This window comes from Chitinophaga hostae (genome assembly GCF_018224885.1).
GTDB classification, from domain to species: domain Bacteria; phylum Bacteroidota; class Bacteroidia; order Chitinophagales; family Chitinophagaceae; genus Chitinophaga; species Chitinophaga hostae.
In genome coordinates this window covers 650,228-668,794 of record NZ_JAGTXB010000001.1, presented here as the reverse complement: position 1 = coordinate 668,794, position 18,567 = coordinate 650,228, and the positions used below count along the sequence as shown (strand labels likewise).

16 protein-coding genes are annotated in these 18,567 nt (G+C 45.7%); 4 read left to right on the top strand and 12 right to left on the bottom strand.

The features are described from left to right. Positions 1-97 precede the first annotated feature (97 nt). A complete protein-coding gene (gene mfd, locus KE626_RS02790) occupies positions 98-3,475 on the bottom strand; it encodes a transcription-repair coupling factor (protein WP_211971353.1) in 3,378 nt (1,125 codons plus the stop codon). A 165-nt stretch (positions 3,476-3,640) separates the two neighbouring features. On the opposite strand from mfd, the gene KE626_RS02785 reads away from it, so the two are divergent. Continuing rightward, the gene (locus tag KE626_RS02785; RefSeq protein WP_211971352.1) at positions 3,641-4,363 is read left to right on the top strand and encodes a ferredoxin--NADP reductase; all 723 of its coding nucleotides are present in this window, start codon (positions 3,641-3,643) and stop codon (positions 4,361-4,363) included. 11 nt (positions 4,364-4,374) lie between these two features. Here the strand turns inward: KE626_RS02785 and KE626_RS02780 are convergent, their stop codons facing one another. The 5 genes from KE626_RS02780 to dtd form a co-directional block, all read right to left on the bottom strand. Beyond that, complete coding sequence (locus KE626_RS02780; protein WP_211971351.1) at positions 4,375-4,959, bottom strand: hypothetical protein; 585 nt, start codon at positions 4,957-4,959, stop codon at positions 4,375-4,377. 46 nt (positions 4,960-5,005) lie between these two features. Continuing rightward, positions 5,006-6,433, bottom strand: coding sequence for a glycine--tRNA ligase (locus tag KE626_RS02775; RefSeq protein ID WP_211971350.1), 1,428 nt, complete (start codon positions 6,431-6,433; stop codon positions 5,006-5,008). Between the two features lie 81 nt (positions 6,434-6,514). Then, positions 6,515-7,456, bottom strand: a complete 942-nt coding sequence (locus KE626_RS02770; protein WP_211971349.1) for a YihY/virulence factor BrkB family protein — start codon at positions 7,454-7,456, stop codon at positions 6,515-6,517. Between the two features lie 43 nt (positions 7,457-7,499). Beyond that, the gene (locus tag KE626_RS02765) at positions 7,500-7,829 is read right to left on the bottom strand and encodes a nucleotide pyrophosphohydrolase (RefSeq protein WP_211971348.1); all 330 of its coding nucleotides are present in this window, start codon (positions 7,827-7,829) and stop codon (positions 7,500-7,502) included. 52 nt (positions 7,830-7,881) lie between these two features. Beyond that, positions 7,882-8,334 (bottom strand): D-aminoacyl-tRNA deacylase, encoded by a 453-nt coding sequence (gene dtd, locus KE626_RS02760; RefSeq protein ID WP_211971347.1) that lies wholly within the window; start codon positions 8,332-8,334, stop codon positions 7,882-7,884. Between the two features lie 274 nt (positions 8,335-8,608). Between dtd and arfB the strand changes: the two genes are divergently transcribed. Then, positions 8,609-9,007: an alternative ribosome rescue aminoacyl-tRNA hydrolase ArfB gene (arfB, locus tag KE626_RS02755; protein WP_211971346.1), complete on the top strand. Its 399-nt coding sequence runs from the start codon at positions 8,609-8,611 to the stop codon at positions 9,005-9,007. A gap of 112 nt (positions 9,008-9,119) precedes the next feature. Then, positions 9,120-10,655: an oligosaccharide flippase family protein gene (locus KE626_RS02750; RefSeq protein WP_211971345.1), complete on the top strand. Its 1,536-nt coding sequence runs from the start codon at positions 9,120-9,122 to the stop codon at positions 10,653-10,655. 103 nt (positions 10,656-10,758) lie between these two features. On the opposite strand, the gene KE626_RS02745 is transcribed toward KE626_RS02750, so the two are convergent. Next, a complete protein-coding gene (locus KE626_RS02745; protein ID WP_211971344.1) occupies positions 10,759-11,397 on the bottom strand; it encodes an MBL fold metallo-hydrolase in 639 nt (212 codons plus the stop codon). Between the two features lie 61 nt (positions 11,398-11,458). Between KE626_RS02745 and KE626_RS02740 the strand changes: the two genes are divergently transcribed. Next, on the top strand, positions 11,459-14,863 hold the full coding sequence (locus tag KE626_RS02740; RefSeq protein WP_211971343.1) for a hypothetical protein: 3,405 nt from the start codon (positions 11,459-11,461) through the stop codon (positions 14,861-14,863). Between the two features lie 239 nt (positions 14,864-15,102). On the opposite strand, the gene KE626_RS02735 is transcribed toward KE626_RS02740, so the two are convergent. From KE626_RS02735 to KE626_RS02715, 5 genes are read right to left on the bottom strand one after another with little or no spacing between them, the layout of a single operon-like run. Further along, positions 15,103-15,783: a DUF1361 domain-containing protein gene (locus tag KE626_RS02735; protein ID WP_211971342.1), complete on the bottom strand. Its 681-nt coding sequence runs from the start codon at positions 15,781-15,783 to the stop codon at positions 15,103-15,105. 13 nt (positions 15,784-15,796) lie between these two features. Further along, on the bottom strand, positions 15,797-16,168 hold the full coding sequence (locus tag KE626_RS02730; RefSeq protein WP_211971341.1) for a diacylglycerol kinase family protein: 372 nt from the start codon (positions 16,166-16,168) through the stop codon (positions 15,797-15,799). 8 nt (positions 16,169-16,176) lie between these two features. After that, positions 16,177-17,496, bottom strand: coding sequence for a cell envelope integrity protein CreD (gene creD / locus KE626_RS02725; RefSeq protein ID WP_211971340.1), 1,320 nt, complete (start codon positions 17,494-17,496; stop codon positions 16,177-16,179). 53 nt (positions 17,497-17,549) lie between these two features. Continuing rightward, entirely contained in the window at positions 17,550-17,846 is a 297-nt protein-coding gene (locus KE626_RS02720) for a winged helix-turn-helix domain-containing protein (RefSeq protein WP_145662984.1), read from the bottom strand. 8 nt (positions 17,847-17,854) lie between these two features. After that, on the bottom strand, positions 17,855-18,493 hold the full coding sequence (locus tag KE626_RS02715; protein WP_211971339.1) for a hypothetical protein: 639 nt from the start codon (positions 18,491-18,493) through the stop codon (positions 17,855-17,857). Positions 18,494-18,567: the final 74 nt, after the last annotated feature.

The window sequence follows — 18,567 nt, the reverse complement described above, 5'->3', positions numbered from 1 at the left end:
ATTTTATAAAGTTTTGTTAACGCACAATTACAGAAATAGCACTATACATTTCATCTTATGAATGAAACGATTACAGGGGAATTATGTTACAGGAAGATTATTTTCGGCTGTCGGTCATTGCCTTGAGGAAGTCGTACAGGTCGTTCATATGACGGATACGGGAGGCTACCAGCATAAAGTTTTTGCCTACCTGTTTCAGTTTGGCGTTGTTTGTACGGGTTTGGATATACGTTAATATATGATTGAACGTAGGTGATTCGAAGTAAGGAGAATCGGGGTTATTAATAAAATAGCAACGCAGGTTTTCTTCTTTGAGCATCATTTTTTCGAAGCCCAGCTGTATGGCCATCCAACGGCAGCGGATAGCGGTCAGCAGATCTTTCACCGGCTCCGGCATTGGGCCAAAGCGATCTATCATGTCGTTGGCAAAAGCCTGCAGCTTGCCTTCTTCCATGATATTATCCAATTCCTGGTAAAGGTTCAGTCTTTCCTGGATACTTTCTATATAGGTATCTGGAATCAATATTTCCAGGTCTGTATCGATGGTACAGTCGCTGACAAAATCCTTCTTTTCTTCCAGCTGATCTTTAAACAGATCGCGGAATTCATTTTGTTTCAATTCGCGGATGGCTTCGTCCAGGATTTTCTGGTACATGTCAAAACCTATCTCCGCCATGAAGCCACTTTGTTCTCCTCCTAACAGGTTGCCGGCGCCGCGGATGTCGAGATCGCGCATGGCAATCTGGAAGCCGCTTCCCAGTTCGCTGTGTTGCTCCAGTGTTTGCAGGCGTTTACGGCTATCGGAAGGCAGTGTGCTCATAGGTGGCGCCAGCAGGTAGCAAAACGCTTTCTTGTTACTGCGTCCTACGCGGCCGCGCAACTGGTGCAGGTCACTCAGGCCAAAATGATGAGCGTTATTGATAATAATGGTGTTGGCATTGGGAATATCCACCCCGCTTTCTACGATGTTAGTGCATACCAGTACATCATATTTGCGGTCAATGAAATCGAGGATCACTTCTTCCAGCTGATGGCCTTCCAATTGCCCATGCGCCGTTGCGATGGACAAGTCGGGGCATAAGCCCTGGATCAGGCCCGCCATTTCTTTCAGTCCCTTTACCCGGTTATGGATAAAGTACACCTGTCCGCCTCTTTCGGCTTCGTAGTAAATGGCATCACGGATAAGGTCCTGGTTAAACACCTGTACTTCGGTTTCAATGGCCTGCCTGTTGGGCGGTGGCGTATTGATAACGGAAAGGTCACGGGCACCCATCAACGAAAACTGCAGCGTACGTGGTATAGGCGTTGCCGTTAGCGTGAGGGTGTCTACGTTATGTTTTATCTGTTTCAGTTTTTCTTTGGCAGAAACACCGAATTTTTGTTCTTCATCTACAACCAGCACGCCAAGGTCTTTGAACTTCACTTCCTTGCCCAGCAGGGAATGCGTGCCGATGATAATATCGATCTTTCCTTCTTCGAGACGTTTGAGGGTTTCCTTTTTTTCTTTGGAGGACTTAAACCTGTTGAGATAGTCTACCGTGCAGGGGAAATCTTTCAGGCGGTCAGCAAATGTTTTATAATGCTGAAACGCCAGGATAGTGGTAGGTACCAGTACGGCAGCCTGTTTACCATCCACAATAGATTTAAAAGCTGCCCGTATAGCTACTTCGGTTTTACCAAAACCAACGTCGCCACATACCAGGCGATCCATTGGCGCCGGTGATTCCATATCACGTTTTACATCTGCAGTAGCCTTACTCTGATCTGGTGTGTCTTCGTAAATAAAGGAAGCTTCCAGCTCTGTTTGCAGATAGGTGTCTGGCGTATGTGCAAAGCCTTGCTGGGCTTTACGTACGGCATACAACTGTATCAGGTCCTTTGCAATATCCTTTACCTGTGTTTTGGCTTTCTCCTTCAGTTTATCCCAGGCATCGCTACCCAGCTTATTCACTTTAGGTTCTACACCTTCCTTGCCTGTGTATTTACTGATTTTGTGCAGGGAGTTGATATTTACATACAACAGGTCGTTGTTCTTGTAAATAATACGGATGGCTTCCTGCATTTTACCACCAACTTCAATTTTCTGCAGGCCGCTGTACATACCCACCCCATGATCGATATGTGTTACAAAGTCGCCCGACTGCAGCTCCCGCAAGGTTTTCATGGTAATAGCCTTATTCTTGTTATAGGCTTGTTTTACCTTGTATTTGTGGAAGCGCTGGAAGATCTGGTGATCTGTATAGCAGACCAGTTTCAGCGAATGATCAATAAATCCGCTGCTGATGGCAACAGGAATGGGGAAGAAGACAAAATCGGCTTTCAGGTCCTCAAAAATACTCCGCAGCCTTTCAAGCTGACGCGGGTTATCTGAGAATATAAAAAGGGAATATTTGTTACTGTTATGTTTGCCGAGATCTTTGATCAGCAGGTCAAACTGCCGGTTAAACACGGGCTGTTCCTGGGTATCAAAAATGATGGATTCCGAAACGTAGCCGTTTTCTGACAACCAGTCTTTGCTGCCAAAAACAATGGTGGATCTTTTCAACAGCTGTTCCAGCAGTGGTGCGGCTTTCACGAAATCATCCTCTTTCAGCACCATTTCTTCATCTTCATCTACTCTTACCTTCTGCCCGGTGAGCAGGAAGTCGTCGAGGCGTTGCTCCATTTGTTCGATTACGCCCTGAACATAGGAGGGATCTTTCATCCACACTACGGTGTTGGCCGGAAGAAACGCTGTGAGCGGGGTTTTACCATGATCTGTGCTTCCGCCATGGGTATCCATATTGGCGATAAGGGTAACTGTGGAGAGTTTGCGCTCACTCAGCTGCGACTCAGGATCAAACAGGCGTATAGAGTCGATGTCTTCTCCAAATAATTCTATACGGTATGGCTTTTCATTACCAAAGGAGTAGATATCCAGGATACCACCTCTTACGGCGTACTGACCGGGTTCATAAACAAAATCTGTTGCATGAAAGCCCCAGCTTACCAGTTGTTCCAGCAGGGGATCAACCTTTAATACGTCGCCTACTTTCAGTTGTACCATGTTGGCGCTGAAAGCCTGGTTGCCGGCTACTTTCTCCCAGAGAGCTTCCGGGTAAGTAACCAGTATTTTTTTCCGGACTGCATCACCGGAGAATTTCATGAGCGCCTCTGTGCGCAGCATGCTATGGCTGCTGTTGATCTCGTGAAACTGTCCTGCTTTTTTAAAGGAGTCCGGGAAGTAAAAAATGTCCAGTGCCTGGCTGAGTTGTTCCAGGTCGTTATGGAAATAGGCTGCCTCCTCTTTATCGTTTAAGATAAAGAGATGGTTCGCATCTGCATGCGCCCAGGTGCTAACTGCCACAAAGTTTATTGCACTCCCACTAATGTTGGAAAGCTGAAAGTATTGTGGGGTGGGTGATTGTATCCCCTTCACCAGCGACTGCAGGCGAGCATCACGTTGAAATAGTTGTAATACAGCCTGTAAATTCATGAAGACTGCAAAGGTAAAGAAGATTTACCGATTTTGATATTGGCCGATCAAGATATTTAGGTGCCGTTAACCCCATGCTGTTGTGGCGTAATCAAATAACAAAATATCCAAATAAGAAAAATGCCAAATTTTTACTATATTCAGTGAAACCAAAAACTTACTTCCATGCTGGACCTATGGCACACAGGCATCGTTACAAAGTTGGTGGATGAAACCCACAACACCCGCCGCTTTTGGATCGAGGTACCGGACATGGATCGGTTTGACTTTAAACCGGGGCAATTCGTAACGCTTGATCTGCCTATTCACGAGAAAAAAAACAAACGCTGGCGTAGTTATTCCATCGCCTCTCATCCCGACGGTACGAATGTATTTGAACTGGTGATCGTGTTACTGGAGGGAGGATTGGGAAGTACCTACCTGTTTAACGAAATAAAGGTGGGAAGCGAGTTATTGCTGAGAGGGCCGCAGGGAATTTTCGTACTGCCGCAACCGTTAGACAAGGAGTTGTTCCTCATTTGTACCGGTACCGGCATTGCTCCGTTCCGGTCTATGGCGCATTATATCCGTGAGCATGCCATTCCGCATCAGCCTATCCACCTTATTTTCGGTGTCCGCTATCAACATGACCTGCTTTACGCAGAAGAGATGAAACAGCTGGCAGCAGAGCTTCCGGGCTTTAACTATATCCCTACCTTATCCAGGGAGGAAAACTGGACAGGCAAAAAAGGCTATGTACACAGCGTGTATGAAGAGCTGTTACAAAACGATAAACGGCCTGCCAATTTCTTTCTTTGCGGCTGGAAAGCCATGATTGATGAAGCCAAGCAGCGCATACAGGCACTGGGATACGACCGGCATGATATACACCAGGAATTATACGGATAATTATTCTTGTTCTAGAAACGGAACCCCATTCCCCACTCCGGCGTTGGAAATGGCGCTACATAGCGCTTTGAAGCCATCGCTGTAAGCCCCACCCTCATCAGGAGGTGCTTTCCAACAGTACGCCGATAGTTCATCGATACCCAGCCAAGCCAGGTATAGCTGGTGGTGATATCATCATAACAAAGAGAATCGTCCGACAGGTAAGTCATACCAGTTCCTACCTCCATAAAATGTTTCCCGGTACCTATGATGTAATTCAGTCCGAAAGGGATGGTCAGCATCACCGGTCTGCGAATAGTACCGGTTACCTGGCCTTTGCGATTATACCATTTTTCTGAATAATCCGGCGCCACCCCCAGGCCGGCACGGACACCCAGGCCTTGATTGGTACCGTTAAACCGGATATCATAATTCATAGCGGCAAAGGCGCCTGGTCCCCAGAAGCTGATATATGCCGCCTGTGTAAAACTACGTAAGCCAGGTAGGTAAGGGGTGTGGGAAAGACTGTCTGTATGCCGGGAATGACGGGTTATTTGTGCAAACAGGGAATGACTAAAAAAAAGGGCTATGACCGTTATCAATGTACGTATAGGCATAAAGGTGCGCTTGTACATTTATAACGGTCATAGCCCGTATAAGTTACTAGAGAATTTTATCTAATACCAGTTGTCTTATGGCTGTCAGCGGGATACGCTCCTGTTCCATGCTATCGCGGTGGCGGATAGTAACAGTACCATCTTCTTTGGTCTGGTGATCGATAGTTACGCAGAAAGGAGTACCAATCGCATCCTGGCGGCGATAACGTTTTCCAATAGCATCTTTTTCTTCGTAGAAGCAGTGGAAAGACGATTTACATTCGTTCATCAATATTCTGGCTACTTCCGGTAAGCCATCCTTTTTGGTAAGCGGGAAAATTGCCAGTTTAATTGGCGCCAGCTTAGCCGGCAGGCGCAGCACTACACGGCTATCCTGCTTTTCAGCAGTGCTCAGGTCTTCTTCCGCGTAAGCGTTACAGATTGTCAGCAGGAACATACGATCCAGGCCGATAGAAGTTTCTATCACATAAGGCACATAGTTCTGATTGATTTCTGTATCGAAATACTGAATTTTTTTCTTGCTGTATTCCTGGTGTTGTTTCAGGTCAAAATCGCCACGGGAGTGGATACCTTCCACTTCCTTGAAACCGAATGGGAATTCGTATTCAATATCTACTGCGGCATCTGCGTAGTGCGCTAATTTCACGTGATCCTTGAAATGGTATTTAGCAGGATCAATGCCGAGGCTCAGGTGCCACTGCATACGTTCTTCTTTCCATTTCTCATACCATTCCTGCTGGGTGCCAGGGCGTACAAAGAACTGCATTTCCATTTGCTCAAATTCGCGCATACGGAAAATAAACTGACGGGCTACGATTTCATTTCTGAAGGCCTTACCAATTTGTGCAATACCGAAAGGCACTTTCATCCTGCCGGTTTTCTGAACGTTGAGGAAGTTTACAAAAATACCCTGTGCGGTTTCCGGACGCAGGTATATTTCGCTGGCCTCATCGGTCACGCTGCCCAGCTGGGTGGAGAACATCAGGTTGAACTGACGTACTTCTGTCCAGTTAACGGTGCCGCTGATACCGCATTTTATTTTATTGTTTTCAATTAATGTTTTGAGTCCTGCGAAATCATTTTCTTTCAGGAGTTCATCCATTTGTGCCAGCAAGGCATCACCGGCTTCCTGGGGTAATGTTTCAGCATGACCTTCAATAAGATGATCTACGCGGTAGCGCTTATTGCTATCCTTGTTATCGATCATGGGATCGCTGAAATTATCCACGTGTCCGGATGCCTTCCAGGTAGTAGGGTGCATAAAGATGGCAGCATCGATCCCCACGATGTTTTCGTGTAACTGGGTCATGCTTTTCCACCAGTAGTCTCTGATGTTTTTCTTCAGTTCTGAGCCGTACTGACCATAATCATATACTGCGCTAAGTCCATCGTAAATTTCGCTGGACTGAAAAACAAAACCATATTCTTTACAATGCGATATGATCGCCTGGAATTTATTCTGATCTGTAGACATAGTGGCGCAAAGATAAAGGCCAATTTTGAAAATACGTATGCGATTATTAAATAATTTATAAAGAGATATACAACAGTCAGGTTACCCTTCCTGTACTGCTTCGGGCTCGTGGGGCACCTCTATTTGTTTGATCCAAACGGCGTATTCGTTGGGGTAGATCTGCGCCCCGGAATGCTGTACATATACCCGGGTAAATACGGCCCCAAAATAGAGGATGGCTGCGGAATAGTATACCCAGAGCAATATGATAACAATAGAGCCGGCGGCGCCATAGGTGGAGCTCACTTTGCTGGCGCCGAGGTAGTATCCGATGGCAAATTTACCGAGCATAAAAAGGACGGCTGTTGCAATGGCGCCCACTCTTACATCTTTCCACCTGATCCGGGCATCCGGCAATACCTTGAAGATGATGGCAAAAAGTGTGGCGATAACCACAAAAGGTACCACGAAATCGGCCAGGGAGAACAGGATACCGGAGGTTACTTTTCCCGGCAGCAGGTTCACCACCAGCGTGGAGAAAAGCTCTACCAGGCCGTTGATTGCCAGCGATACCAGCAGGATAAAACCCATGCTTACCACAAGTGAAAAGGAGAGGAGCCGGTTCAGGATCATGCGCAATAACCCGTTCTTCTTAGGTTTTGATTTTAACCGCCAGATATGGTTGATGGAGTCCTGTATTTCTGCAAATACACCGGTAGCTCCAATGACAAGGGTTACGAAACCTACGATGGTGGCCCAGCTCATATCGCCTGAAAGGGAAGCATTTTTAATCATATTCTGGATCTGCACTGCTGCGTCGTTGCCTACCAGCCCCCTGATCTGACCATAAATATTGCCTTCTATAGCGTCTCTGCCAAGGAACAGATCACATAAAAAGATGATGATGATCAACATCGGGGCCACGGAGAAGATGGTATAATAAGCCAATGCGGCGCTGAGTTTCAGTACTTTATCTTCGATAAATTCGCTGCCGGATTGTTTCAGTACCTGCCAGAGTGTTTTTATTCTTCGCTGTTTTTGCATAACAGTGTTTTACCAGCAGCACACAAAAAGCGTGCGGACTGTATCAGGGTTTTAATTTAGGGTTGTTATGATGCCGCTGTGCATCCCGGATATTTTTCTTTTCGAAATTTTTCTCCAATGCCACAGTCATATCAATACCGGTTTGATTGGCAATACAGAGCAGTACCCACATCACATCGGCCAGTTCGTCTGCCAGCAATTTCTTGTTATCAATTTCCTTTGATGACTGATCGCCATACTTACGGGCCATAATGCGGGCCACTTCCCCCACTTCTTCCGTGAGTATAGCCATGTTGGTTAATTCACTGAAATAACGCACTCCCGTAGTGTTTATCCAGTTGTCAATTTTTTGCTGGGCTTCCTGAATGGTCATGGATTACTTTTTATTTATTAAAGATAACGGATTGACTGCATTGCCGCTGTCTTTATTCCCGTTGATGAGAATCGATGATAATGGTAACAGGGCCATCGTTCAGCAGGGCAACTTTCATATCTGCCCCAAAAATTCCCCTTTGAATGGCAGTGCCCAGATCCTGCTCCAGCTGAACGATCATTTTTTCGTACAGCGGGATCGCGATATCGGGCTTACTGGCACGGATATACGAAGGTCGGTTTCCTTTTTTTGTGGACGCGTGCAAGGTAAACTGGCTTACCAGTAAAATATCGCCGTGTACCTCTTTCACGGAAACATTCATTACACCTGCATCATCATTGAAAATGCGGAGGTTCACTATTTTACTGCTTAACCACTGTATATCTTCCGTGGTATCTGTATCTTCTATGCCCAACAATACCAACAGACCTTGCTGAATTTGCCCGGTCACAGCGCCATCTACCGTTACAGATGCGGAACTAACCCGTTGTATAACTACCCTCATGATGCGTTTTTTGACGACGGGAAATTAATGCAAATCGGCTGAATAAGTAACATTCCGGCGAGCCCGGTACTGGTCATGATCTTGTGTATGATTCATTTGCCAGCATCACCAGGCAGCATTGAAATTCAGTCGCTGAACAGTGTCTATGCGGAGGGTACCTTCCTCATCCCGGTTATCTTATAAAGCTCAAAAGCATAAAGAAAACGGCGTATTCGCCGCAGTTTTAATAAATTGCTCTTCTTTTACACTTTTTTATATTATAAATTAATTATACATGAATATTAATGTGACCACTGAAATCACGTTTCGCACTGCCCGCAGCGGAGGCAGCGGAGGACAAAACGTGAACAAGGTGGAAACCATGGTGGAAGGCTACTTCAATATAATGGCTTCCGCACTGTTAACCCAGGAACAGAAAACGGTGCTTATGGAGAAATTATCGAACCGTATTAATGCGGATGGGCTGCTGCAGGTAAAATCACAGACGGAGCGCACCCAACTGGGCAACAAACAAATGGTGGTGGTCAAAATGAACGACATGATCAGCAAAGCACTGATCCCCCGTAAAAAGCGGGTGCCTACCCGGCCATCCAAAGCCGCCAGGGAAAAAAGAATCGAATCGAAAAAGCGGTTATCGGATAAAAAACAACAACGCAGGGGCGGTTTTGAATAGCATTACGAATTAAGAATTACGCATTACGGATTTGTGGGGAGATAACCAACAATCCCTATAAATCCGTAATTCGTAACCCGTAATTCGTAATTTGCATTAAAATATTTGGGAATTGAGCATCAAGAAACTGGCAGGACAAACGATATTTTATGGGTTAAGTAATATTGTGAGCAAATTGCTCAATTATTTTCTTACCCCTTTCTATCTAACCATTTTAACCCGTGCATCATTCGGGGAAATGTCCAACGTTTATGCCTATATTCCTTTTGCCAACATTGTGCTGACCTATGGGATGGAAACGGCATTTTTCCGTTTTGCCAAAAAAGAGAACAAGGCGCATGTGCTGGGTACTTCTACGATTTCGTTGTTATTGTCGACCGTTAGTATCACTATCCTGCTATTAATGTTAAGGTCGCCGGTCATTAACTCCTACGCAGGAGAGCTGGCGGGGTTAAACGGGCACCCTACCTATTACACCTATGTGGTGTTGCTGATGGCCTTTGATGCGCTCACAGCCATTCCATTTGCCCAGCTGCGGCTGGAGGGCCGGCCGGTAAGGTATGCCGCCATTCGTATAGCCGGAATAGTTACCACTATTTTCTTCAATATCTTTTTCCTGGTTATTTGTCCGAAGCTATATGCCGCAGGGCAGCACTGGTTGCCGGATCTGCAGAGCGGAAGCGACCAAACAGGTTATATCTACCTGAGTAATATGCTGGGCAGCGCCCTCACCCTGGTACTGTTTCTTCCCCAGATCCGTAAAATCGAATGGAAATTTGACACCGGTTTATGGAAACAGATGATGCAATATGCCCTGCCCCTGATTGTAGTGGGTATGGCGGGTATGGTGAATGAAACCTTCGACAGGGCCTGGTTTTTACCCCAGTTTCTGCCGGGCGACAATATGGAGGCTAAAAAGGAGATAATTGCCCTTTACAGCGCCAATTACAAGCTGGCCATCCTGATCACCATGTTCATACAGGCATTCCGTTTAGGAGCCGAGCCATTTTTCTTTAAACAGGCGGAAAGCGGCGATCCCCGGAAAATGTATGCCCGTATCATGAAGCTGTTTGTGATCATGCTCTGCTTTATGTTCCTGTTTGTAAGCCTTTACCTGAATGTGTGGAAAGCGTTTCTCCGGGTACCTTTTTACTACCAGGGCATGCGAATAGTACCGGTACTGCTGTTGGCCAACATGTTCCTTGGCATCTATTATAACCTGACCATCTGGTTTAAACTGACCGACCGAACCAAAACGGGGGCGGTGATCACCATCATAACGGCCGTACTGGCTTTCCTGTTAAACTACTGGTGGATCCCGGTGATGGGCTACTATGGCGCCGCGCTGGCTACCATGGTATGTTACTTCATACAGATGGTGATCTGCTACGTATGGGGGCAAAAGCACTATCCAATCCCTTACCATCTCCCTAAACTCATTACCTATACCGGGTTAGCGGTAGGGATCTACTATGTGTTCAGCTGGTTGAACAGGCTGGTATTATCTCCGACAGATATTTATGCCCTCAAACCCCTTCCTCTCGCAGTGGCAACCGCTTTCTTTGCAGCTTATGCCTGGTTTATTTTCCGTATGGAGAAGAAGGAGTTTGCCCGGTTACCGGTAATAGGCCGGTATATAGCGAAATAGCTTTTAGCTTTTAGCTTTTAGCGGTTAGCGGTTAGCGGTTAGCTTTTAGGTAAGCGGAGACTATAAGTGAAGACCATAGGCGAAGGGCGCTATGTTATTAGCATCAGGTTAGAAACGGATTATGTTTTTTCTCAAACCCGATAGTGGTGGCCGGGCCGTGGCCTGGGAATACCCTTACCTCATCCGGCAGCACAAACAGCTTTTCCCGGATACTTTTCAGCAAGGTGTTGTGATTACCACCTGGCAGGTCGGTACGGCCGATGCTCTGGTAAAACAACACATCGCCACCAATGATAAACTGCTGCCCGGGGCAATAAAACGATACACTGCCCGGAGAGTGGCCAGGAGTAAACAATACGGTTAATTCGTAGTCACCGAAAAGGATCTTTTCCCCTTCCAACAAGTAACGGCCGGGCATAGGGGAAGGCTCAAAAGGGATGTTATACATGGCGCCTACCTGCTGGGAATTGTCCAGCACGGGTTGTTCCAACTCATGAAACTCCGGGAGCACTTTATACGTATCTGCTACCAGCTTATTACCAAAAATATGATCAAAGTGGCAGTGCGTATTCAATAATCTTATAACATTTAAGCCGTGTGTTTGTATATATTGTAATAATTCTTTTCTTTCGTCCTGAAAATAACATCCCGGGTCTATAATTATACATTCCTTTTTACCGTTAATAAGCAGGAAGGTGTTTTCTTGTAGTGGACCAAAAGTGAATTGTTGTATTTCAATCATTGCTACCCGATTTTTTTAGGCTAATTTTAAAACAGATCACAATATTATCAATACTTTCTGTATGAACAGATTTATTACCAGGTTATTATTCCACGGTACCCTATTACTTGGAACGATAGTATCGCAAGCCCAGACTAATACAGTAGAATTCGGCCAAAATCGTGTGCAGTTCAAAAACTTTAAGTGGAGATACTATCAAAGCCGGCATTTTAACACCTATTTCAGCCAAAACGGGCTTGAACTTGGTAAGTATGCCACCCAGGTAGCCGAAAAGGAATTACCCCAGCTGGAACAGTTCATGGAGAGCAACCCCAGACAGCGGATCAATATTGTGGTATATAACTCCTTCGGGGAAATGAAGCAATCCAATATCGGTATTGGAATAGAATGGCAGAATACCGGCGGGGTAACGAAGCTGGTTGGTAATAAAATGATCGTCTATTTTGATGGCAATCACGAACATCTCCGCCGGCAAATACGGCAGGGGATTGCCCGGATTATGCTCGAAACATTGCTTTTTGGGGAAGATATCGGCGAATTTGCCGGTAACGCTGCCCTGATAGACTTCCCTAAATGGTTCACAGATGGCTTCATCGGCTATGCCGCCGAAAACTGGACCGCCGAACAGGATGAAGAACTGAAACTGATCCTGATGTCGGGTAAATACAGCAACTTCAACGCCCTCGCCTACGATCACAGCTTTCTTGCCGGCCAGGCATTCTGGTACTATGTGGAAAGCAAATATGGCAAAGATGCCGTGCCTTACCTTATGTACATTACCCGTATTAACCGGGGACTGAAAAAAGGATTTGAACAGGTATTAAACCAAACACCCAAAAAAGCAACGAAAGACTTCTTTACCTTCTACCAAAAGAGATTCCAGGAAGATAACCGCCGGAGAAAAACATCCGCCAAAGGCCGTACCATCGTAGCCCAGGAAATTACCCCTAAAGCAGATTACTACCGTTTCAATCCCAACCCGAAAAATAATTCTTATGCCGTGGTACAATTCAGGAAAGGAGTTTACCGCGTACAGATACAACTGGGATGGAACAAGCCCAAAGTATTACTCCACAGTGGCGTAATGCAGCTGGCTAACCAGGTGGATCCGAATTATCCGCAGATGGCCTGGAATACAAAAGGTAACCGTTTGGCTGTAATATATGAGCATGAAGGAAAAACCAAACTGCTGATCTATGACCTGATCACCCGTACCACTATACGCCTGGAGCTCAACCAGTTTGACCGTGTAATAGATTTCAAATACATGCCGGTACAGGAAAATACCCTGTTATTGTCGGCCGTAAAAAACGGTCATACCGACATTTTCACCTATAACATCAGCAATTCCAAAACTGAACAGATCACCAACGATGTATACGATGACCTGGATCCTTCCTTTGCCGCCTTCCCCGGCAAAAGCGGTATCCTTTATTCTTCCAACAGGCCTTCGCCCAAAGGAAGGGGCAGCGATACTTCGCTGATGAACCGGCCTTTTAACATCTTTATGGTGGATAACTGGAACAAGAGCTCAGAAAAGCAAATCACGCAACTCACCGATCTGCAGTATGGCAACGCCAAACTGCCAATGCAGTACAATACCACCCACTTTACCTTCGTATCCGATGCCAATGGTATCCGTAACCGTTATGCCGGATTCTTCAAATCCCAGGCAGATGGAGTAGACTCCCTGTTTTATGTAGGATCTGAAATCCTTCATAACCCCGAACCTGAAGAACTGGATTCTGCCCTGGCCGCATATGGCACTACTGCACCGGATTCTGTGGAAGCGGTAATGCTCACAAAAGACTCTACCTATACTTTCCCCATTTCCAACTACCCTTATGGTATCCAGGAATCCCGGATCACCGGTGAAAAGGGAGAAGTATCGGAAGTAGTACAATACAGCGATATTAAACGCCTGATGAAATTAAAGGTGGATACCATGGTGTTGAAGAAGAGAAATATCACCGCCCGTGCCACCAACTTCCGGAAAGCACAAATGCATGCAGACAGCCTGCGTTTGGGATTACCCACCTACCAAGCACCTTTGAAAGATACCACCACGCATAATAACTTCTTCCAGAACGAATTTGGCAACGAACCTGCTGATACCAGCACCGCCGCTAATATCAACGAACCCTTGCTGTTCGAGAAGAAGAAAGAGGACCAACAGATCCTTAAAAAATCAAAGCTGTTCCCTTACAAATTCAAGTTTTCTTCGGACTACCTGATCCTGCAACTGGACAACTCTGTATTGATTAACAAGTACCAGCCATTTACCGGTCAGCCTTTTGGACCTATTCGTCTTACCGATCCTGTAAACGGGTTAATTCGTATAGGCGTAAGCGATCTGTTTGAAGATTTGAAGTTCAATGGAGGCTTCAGAATTCCGTCTTCCCTGCAGGGATCTGAATATTTCTTTACGGCTAACTACCTGAAGAAACGCTTTGACTATAAATTCACTTATTATCGCAAAGTAGATAAGAATACGCAGGTTACGTTTACGGATTCAACCGGCGTCAGAACTGATGCGCCACTGAAGTTCATCACCAATATTTACCAGGGAGAAATGCGCTATCCGTTTGACCAGGTGAGGAGCATTCGTTTACAGGCCGGCATCCGTACCGACAGAATGGTGATTACAGCTACTGATAAACCTTCACTGACACTCCAGGATTTGAAGGAAACCTATGCACTGGGTCGCCTGGAATATGTGTACGACAATACCATTAACCCTGCTATCAATATATGGAATGGTACCCGTTATAAAGTATATGGCGAATTCAACTCCCAGTTAACCAACGGAGGATTGAACGAGTTCTTTAACAACGGTACCGGCGCCGCGGCTAATGGCAGGTTTACCTATAACATGGGTGTGGATATCCGTCACTACGAAAAAATTTACCGCAACTTTATCTGGGCTACCCGTTTTGCGATGGATATGTCGTGGGGAACACGTAAGCTGTTGTATTATGTAGGTGGTATCGACAACTGGTTAAATCCGCAGATCAACCTGAATAACAAGGTGGATATGAGCGCTAACTATGCTTTCCAGACGTTGAGCGAAAACCTCCGTGGTTACAAGCAGAATGCAAGGAATGGTAATAATGCCATGGTACTGAATACAGAGCTTCGCTTGCCTGTATTCGCCACCTTTATCGACAAACCTATTAACTCCGCATTCCTGCGCAATTTCCAGGTTACTTCGTTTATTGATATCGGTACCGCCTGGAACAAAAAACTGAACTTTAAGGATGCCAACTATACCAACTATACCAATCCTGAAACCGGTATCACTACCCGTATCAAAGAAGGTTTCCTGGGGCCATTTGTAGGTGGTTATGGTTTTGGCGCCCGTACTACTATCGCAGGCTACTTCCTCCGCGCAGATGCCGGCTGGCCAGCCGTTGCATTTTTCAGAGGCAGTCCGATCTGGTACTTTGGAATGGGTGTCGATTTCTAAAAGTGTAAAGCAAAAAGGCGTAAAGCTATTGAAGCGAATTTTGTCTTGCCCAGGATTAGACTGATTTTGATGATTTAAGGATTTTTCGTTTTTGATTTTAAAAGATTAAGGGAGATAGAAGCGGATATTCGCTACTATCTCCCTTAATCTTTTAAAATCAAAATATAATCACGAGACAAAATCTTGTAATCATCAAAATCAATCTAATCCTGGGCAAGACAAAATTCGCTTCAATAGCTTTATGCCTTTTGCTTTACGCCTTCTGCTCTAAACGAATACATCAGGCTCAGGAAAATACCCATGCATATTGTAAAGGCCCAGGCGCTGCGGTTTTCCCAGGGGTGCAATAAAATATCCCGCATATCGCCCAGCAAGGTAAGGGGATCTTTTACGATATCCCAGCTGTTATATCTCAGGTAACGGCCAATATATACGCCCATGCCGCAAAGGAACATCACCGGGAAAGTGAATAACCATGCCGGCCAGCGGGAATGACGGCTGCTCCACATATTTTCCATACTGCGGATAGAGATATAGCCCAGCATCATTCCATTCCAGGCAAAAGAAAAAATGACGAACAGATCGAACCACAATGGTACCCCGCCATCAAAAAGATGGAACAGGTCAGTAAGAATATACGGCGCGTTGGGAATAAACAACAGCCATAAAATAAAGTAGCTGTACCAACTGTAACGGCTCCTGATTTGTTCCGGGTGTTTTTCCATCCAGCGGGTGACGGCAAAAGGTACATAAGCCAGGAAAAGGTTCCAGATCAGCGACACGCGCAGATAGCTGCCGGTATGCATCACACGGCATAAGAGCAACGCCATACTGAACAGAACAGAGGCATACAGTGTATATTGAGACCTGGAGCGGGTAATACGGTGTTGTATTAATCGGATGTTTCTTTTCAATTGCATATGGTTATGATATTTAGATGGTTTTGATCAGGTAGGGAATAAATATGACAGCCCCTATTATAGCTGCTGCTATCGCTGCTATCAGTACTGCGCCTGCTGCTACATCTTTAATAAATTTTACTTTGGGATGCAGCTGTGGCGACAAATGGTCCATTATTTTCTCAATGACCGTATTCAGCATTTCCGTAGTCCATACCAATGCTGTTGCCAGGATAATCCAGATCCATTCCGGCGTTGCTATTTTATACCAGCAACCGGCGGCCACTACAGCGATGGTAGCGATAGCATGAATACGTGCATGTGGTTCGCTGCGAAGAAAAGCGCCGATTCCATTAAATGCGTATCCGAAACTGGCCAGCCGCTTGCTGATATAAGAATTTCCCATGTTTAATTTTATTCGGTGATGGTAGTGTTTTTTTGTCCCAGCTTATCCCATTTGATGGTAGTGCTGAAATACATGATCAGGGCCAGGATAACAAAGAGTCCTAAGCTTCCCATCAGCAGCGCCTGGTCTTCCGCACTGATGATCACATAAATGAATCCATAGATCAGCGTTAGTGTAGCTCCTATGCCTGCAGCAATACGGATACTTTTAAAGGCCGCAGCCGTATATGCAATAATCAGACCTATAGTGAGCACACTGGCAATGATGTAAGCCATAATAAAGTTAATTTGTTCTGAAATAGATATGAGCAGGGTATAAAAAATACAAAGGGCTAAACCGATAAGGGCATACTGCAATGGATGAAGGGCGCGGCGCTGTGACAATTCAATAAAATAAAATACAAAGAAGGTAAGTCCGATGATCATGATAGCATACTTCACGGCTCTCATGGACTTCTGGTAGCTTTCAACGGGCAAAAACAGTTTGATACCAAAATCTGCGGAGTGGATATTAAACTTTTTTCCTTCCCAGCTTTGGGGATAGCTGCGGTTCAGGTGTTGTATCTGCCAGGTGGCGGCAAAGCCTTTATCGTCCACTCTCCTGGTTTTAGGAGGAAAGGCTTCATCAAAGCTGGGGCTGGGCCAGCTGGAATTAATGCCTACCGTGGTTGTTTTACCAATGGGGGAGAAGCTGATCCTGCCGGAGCCTTTGATACCCAGCTCCAGGGAGAAATTACCGCTGAAGGCGGCGGTATCTGCCGGGTTAATGGCTACCGGCGATTGGATGCCATCGCTAAACAGATCGCTGCTGACCACTCCCGGGTTAAACAGATAATTTTTGCCGTTCCACTTCATTTCCACCTGGTTATCGATGCCACGGAGATCGCTGATGCCAATGAGTAGTGACGCATGTTCCCAATCTAAGGCGGAAGGAGAGATGTTGAGAGACGCCATAGCTTCCCTCTTAAAAGTCCCACTCAGTTGCAGTTTGGCGTTGTATACCGCTACGGTGAAAATACCGCGTTGCAGCTTTTCGGGCAGTAATTCGCCGTTGATCTTCAGTTGCTCCGGTAACAGGTATACGTAATTGGAAGTGTTGGTTTTATAGGGGATGGCCAGCACCGGACCTGTAATATTCTGTTCATTTCCCCAGCGGCTGCTAACTTCTTTGGATGCTTCTTCCTGCCTGTCGCGGCGCTCCCAGATAACACTCTGGATCAGGTTGGTGGGGATCAGCAGCACCATGATCAGCACCAGAATAATAACGGCTTTAATCGCGTAGGCATACCGGTCAAAGAAAGAAGGGGATTCATGTGTTGAAGGTTCCATATTTTTATTTTTTAAAAGTACTTTGTATTTCAAAGTAAAAAGACAAAAAAAATTTATTTAGTGAATTTTATCATGTGTTCCAGGGCTGCAAGATGTCCTTTAAAGGCCTTTTCACCAGCGGCGGTAATGGCGTAGGTGGTATTGGTTTTACGTCCAATAAAGCCTTTATGTACTTTCAGGTAGCCGTTTTCTTCGAGTGTATTGAGGTGCGATGCCAGGTTACCATCTGTTACTTCCAGCATTTGTTTAAGGTCATTGAAATTAACTTCCTCATTCACCATCAATACACTCATAACGCCCAGGCGTATACGGCTCTCGAATATCTTGTTTAAGTTACCTATCGGGTTCATGCTATTGATTAAATAGTCCTTTTCCGTTCATATTTCCACCACATCAGCGCACCATAGATAATGTGCAGCAATCCGAAACCCACCGCCCAAAAATAAAGGCCTTTACGCAAAAAGAAAAGATTAAGTATACCGAGTATCGTTTCGCAGACGCCCAGATACCTGACATCCGGTAAGGTGTACTTACTGCCATTAATGATTGCCAGGCCATAAAATACCAGGCAGGTTGGGGCCACCAGTACTTCGAGGTGGTTATACAACAGGCCGGCTATAAAAGCGCCTCCTGCCGCCAGGGGGATGGCAATATTAATCAGCACTTTCCGTGCTGTTAAGTCCCAGATCGGTAAATTATTCTGTCTTGCCTTACGCCAGGTAAAAAAAGTGCCTCCTGCCAGCGCTGCTGCCATTACTGCCAGACCTAACACAATCAGGCGGAATTTAAGCGTCTGGAAATCCTCATTACTATGGGCGCCGGTGGCTTCCCACCTGGCGTAATATTCCACCAGCCAGTTGCGCGCGATGTACGCACCTACCAGCCCGCTGATACCGGCCGATATGCCACTCAATCCACTCAGCGAAATGAAACGGCTGCTGCGTTCCATAAGGCGCTTAATATCTGTTATTGCCTGCAGATGTTGTTGGTCTGTCATACAGAAAAAGTACTTTGCATCACAAAGCTAATAGAAATATTTGAATCTCAAAATATAATTTTTTGTTATAACTG

Bases quoted from the DNA above. Each gene is read 5' to 3' on its own strand.
- mfd (WP_211971353.1), bottom strand. From the start codon at position 3,475: ATGAATTTACAGGCTGTATTACAACTATTTCAACGTGATGCTCGCCTG.
- KE626_RS02785 (WP_211971352.1), top strand. From the start codon at position 3,641: ATGCTGGACCTATGGCACACAGGCATCGTTACAAAGTTGGTGGATGAA.
- KE626_RS02780 (WP_211971351.1), bottom strand. From the start codon at position 4,959: ATGCCTATACGTACATTGATAACGGTCATAGCCCTTTTTTTTAGTCAT.
- KE626_RS02775 (WP_211971350.1), bottom strand. From the start codon at position 6,433: ATGTCTACAGATCAGAATAAATTCCAGGCGATCATATCGCATTGTAAA.
- KE626_RS02770 (WP_211971349.1), bottom strand. From the start codon at position 7,456: ATGCAAAAACAGCGAAGAATAAAAACACTCTGGCAGGTACTGAAACAA.
- KE626_RS02765 (WP_211971348.1), bottom strand. From the start codon at position 7,829: ATGACCATTCAGGAAGCCCAGCAAAAAATTGACAACTGGATAAACACT.
- dtd (WP_211971347.1), bottom strand. From the start codon at position 8,334: ATGAGGGTAGTTATACAACGGGTTAGTTCCGCATCTGTAACGGTAGAT.
- arfB (WP_211971346.1), top strand. From the start codon at position 8,609: ATGAATATTAATGTGACCACTGAAATCACGTTTCGCACTGCCCGCAGC.
- KE626_RS02745 (WP_211971344.1), bottom strand. From the start codon at position 11,397: ATGATTGAAATACAACAATTCACTTTTGGTCCACTACAAGAAAACACC.
- KE626_RS02740 (WP_211971343.1), top strand. From the start codon at position 11,459: ATGAACAGATTTATTACCAGGTTATTATTCCACGGTACCCTATTACTT.
- KE626_RS02735 (WP_211971342.1), bottom strand. From the start codon at position 15,783: ATGCAATTGAAAAGAAACATCCGATTAATACAACACCGTATTACCCGC.
- KE626_RS02730 (WP_211971341.1), bottom strand. From the start codon at position 16,168: ATGGGAAATTCTTATATCAGCAAGCGGCTGGCCAGTTTCGGATACGCA.
- creD (WP_211971340.1), bottom strand. From the start codon at position 17,496: ATGGAACCTTCAACACATGAATCCCCTTCTTTCTTTGACCGGTATGCC.
- KE626_RS02720 (WP_145662984.1), bottom strand. From the start codon at position 17,846: ATGAACCCGATAGGTAACTTAAACAAGATATTCGAGAGCCGTATACGC.
- KE626_RS02715 (WP_211971339.1), bottom strand. From the start codon at position 18,493: ATGACAGACCAACAACATCTGCAGGCAATAACAGATATTAAGCGCCTT.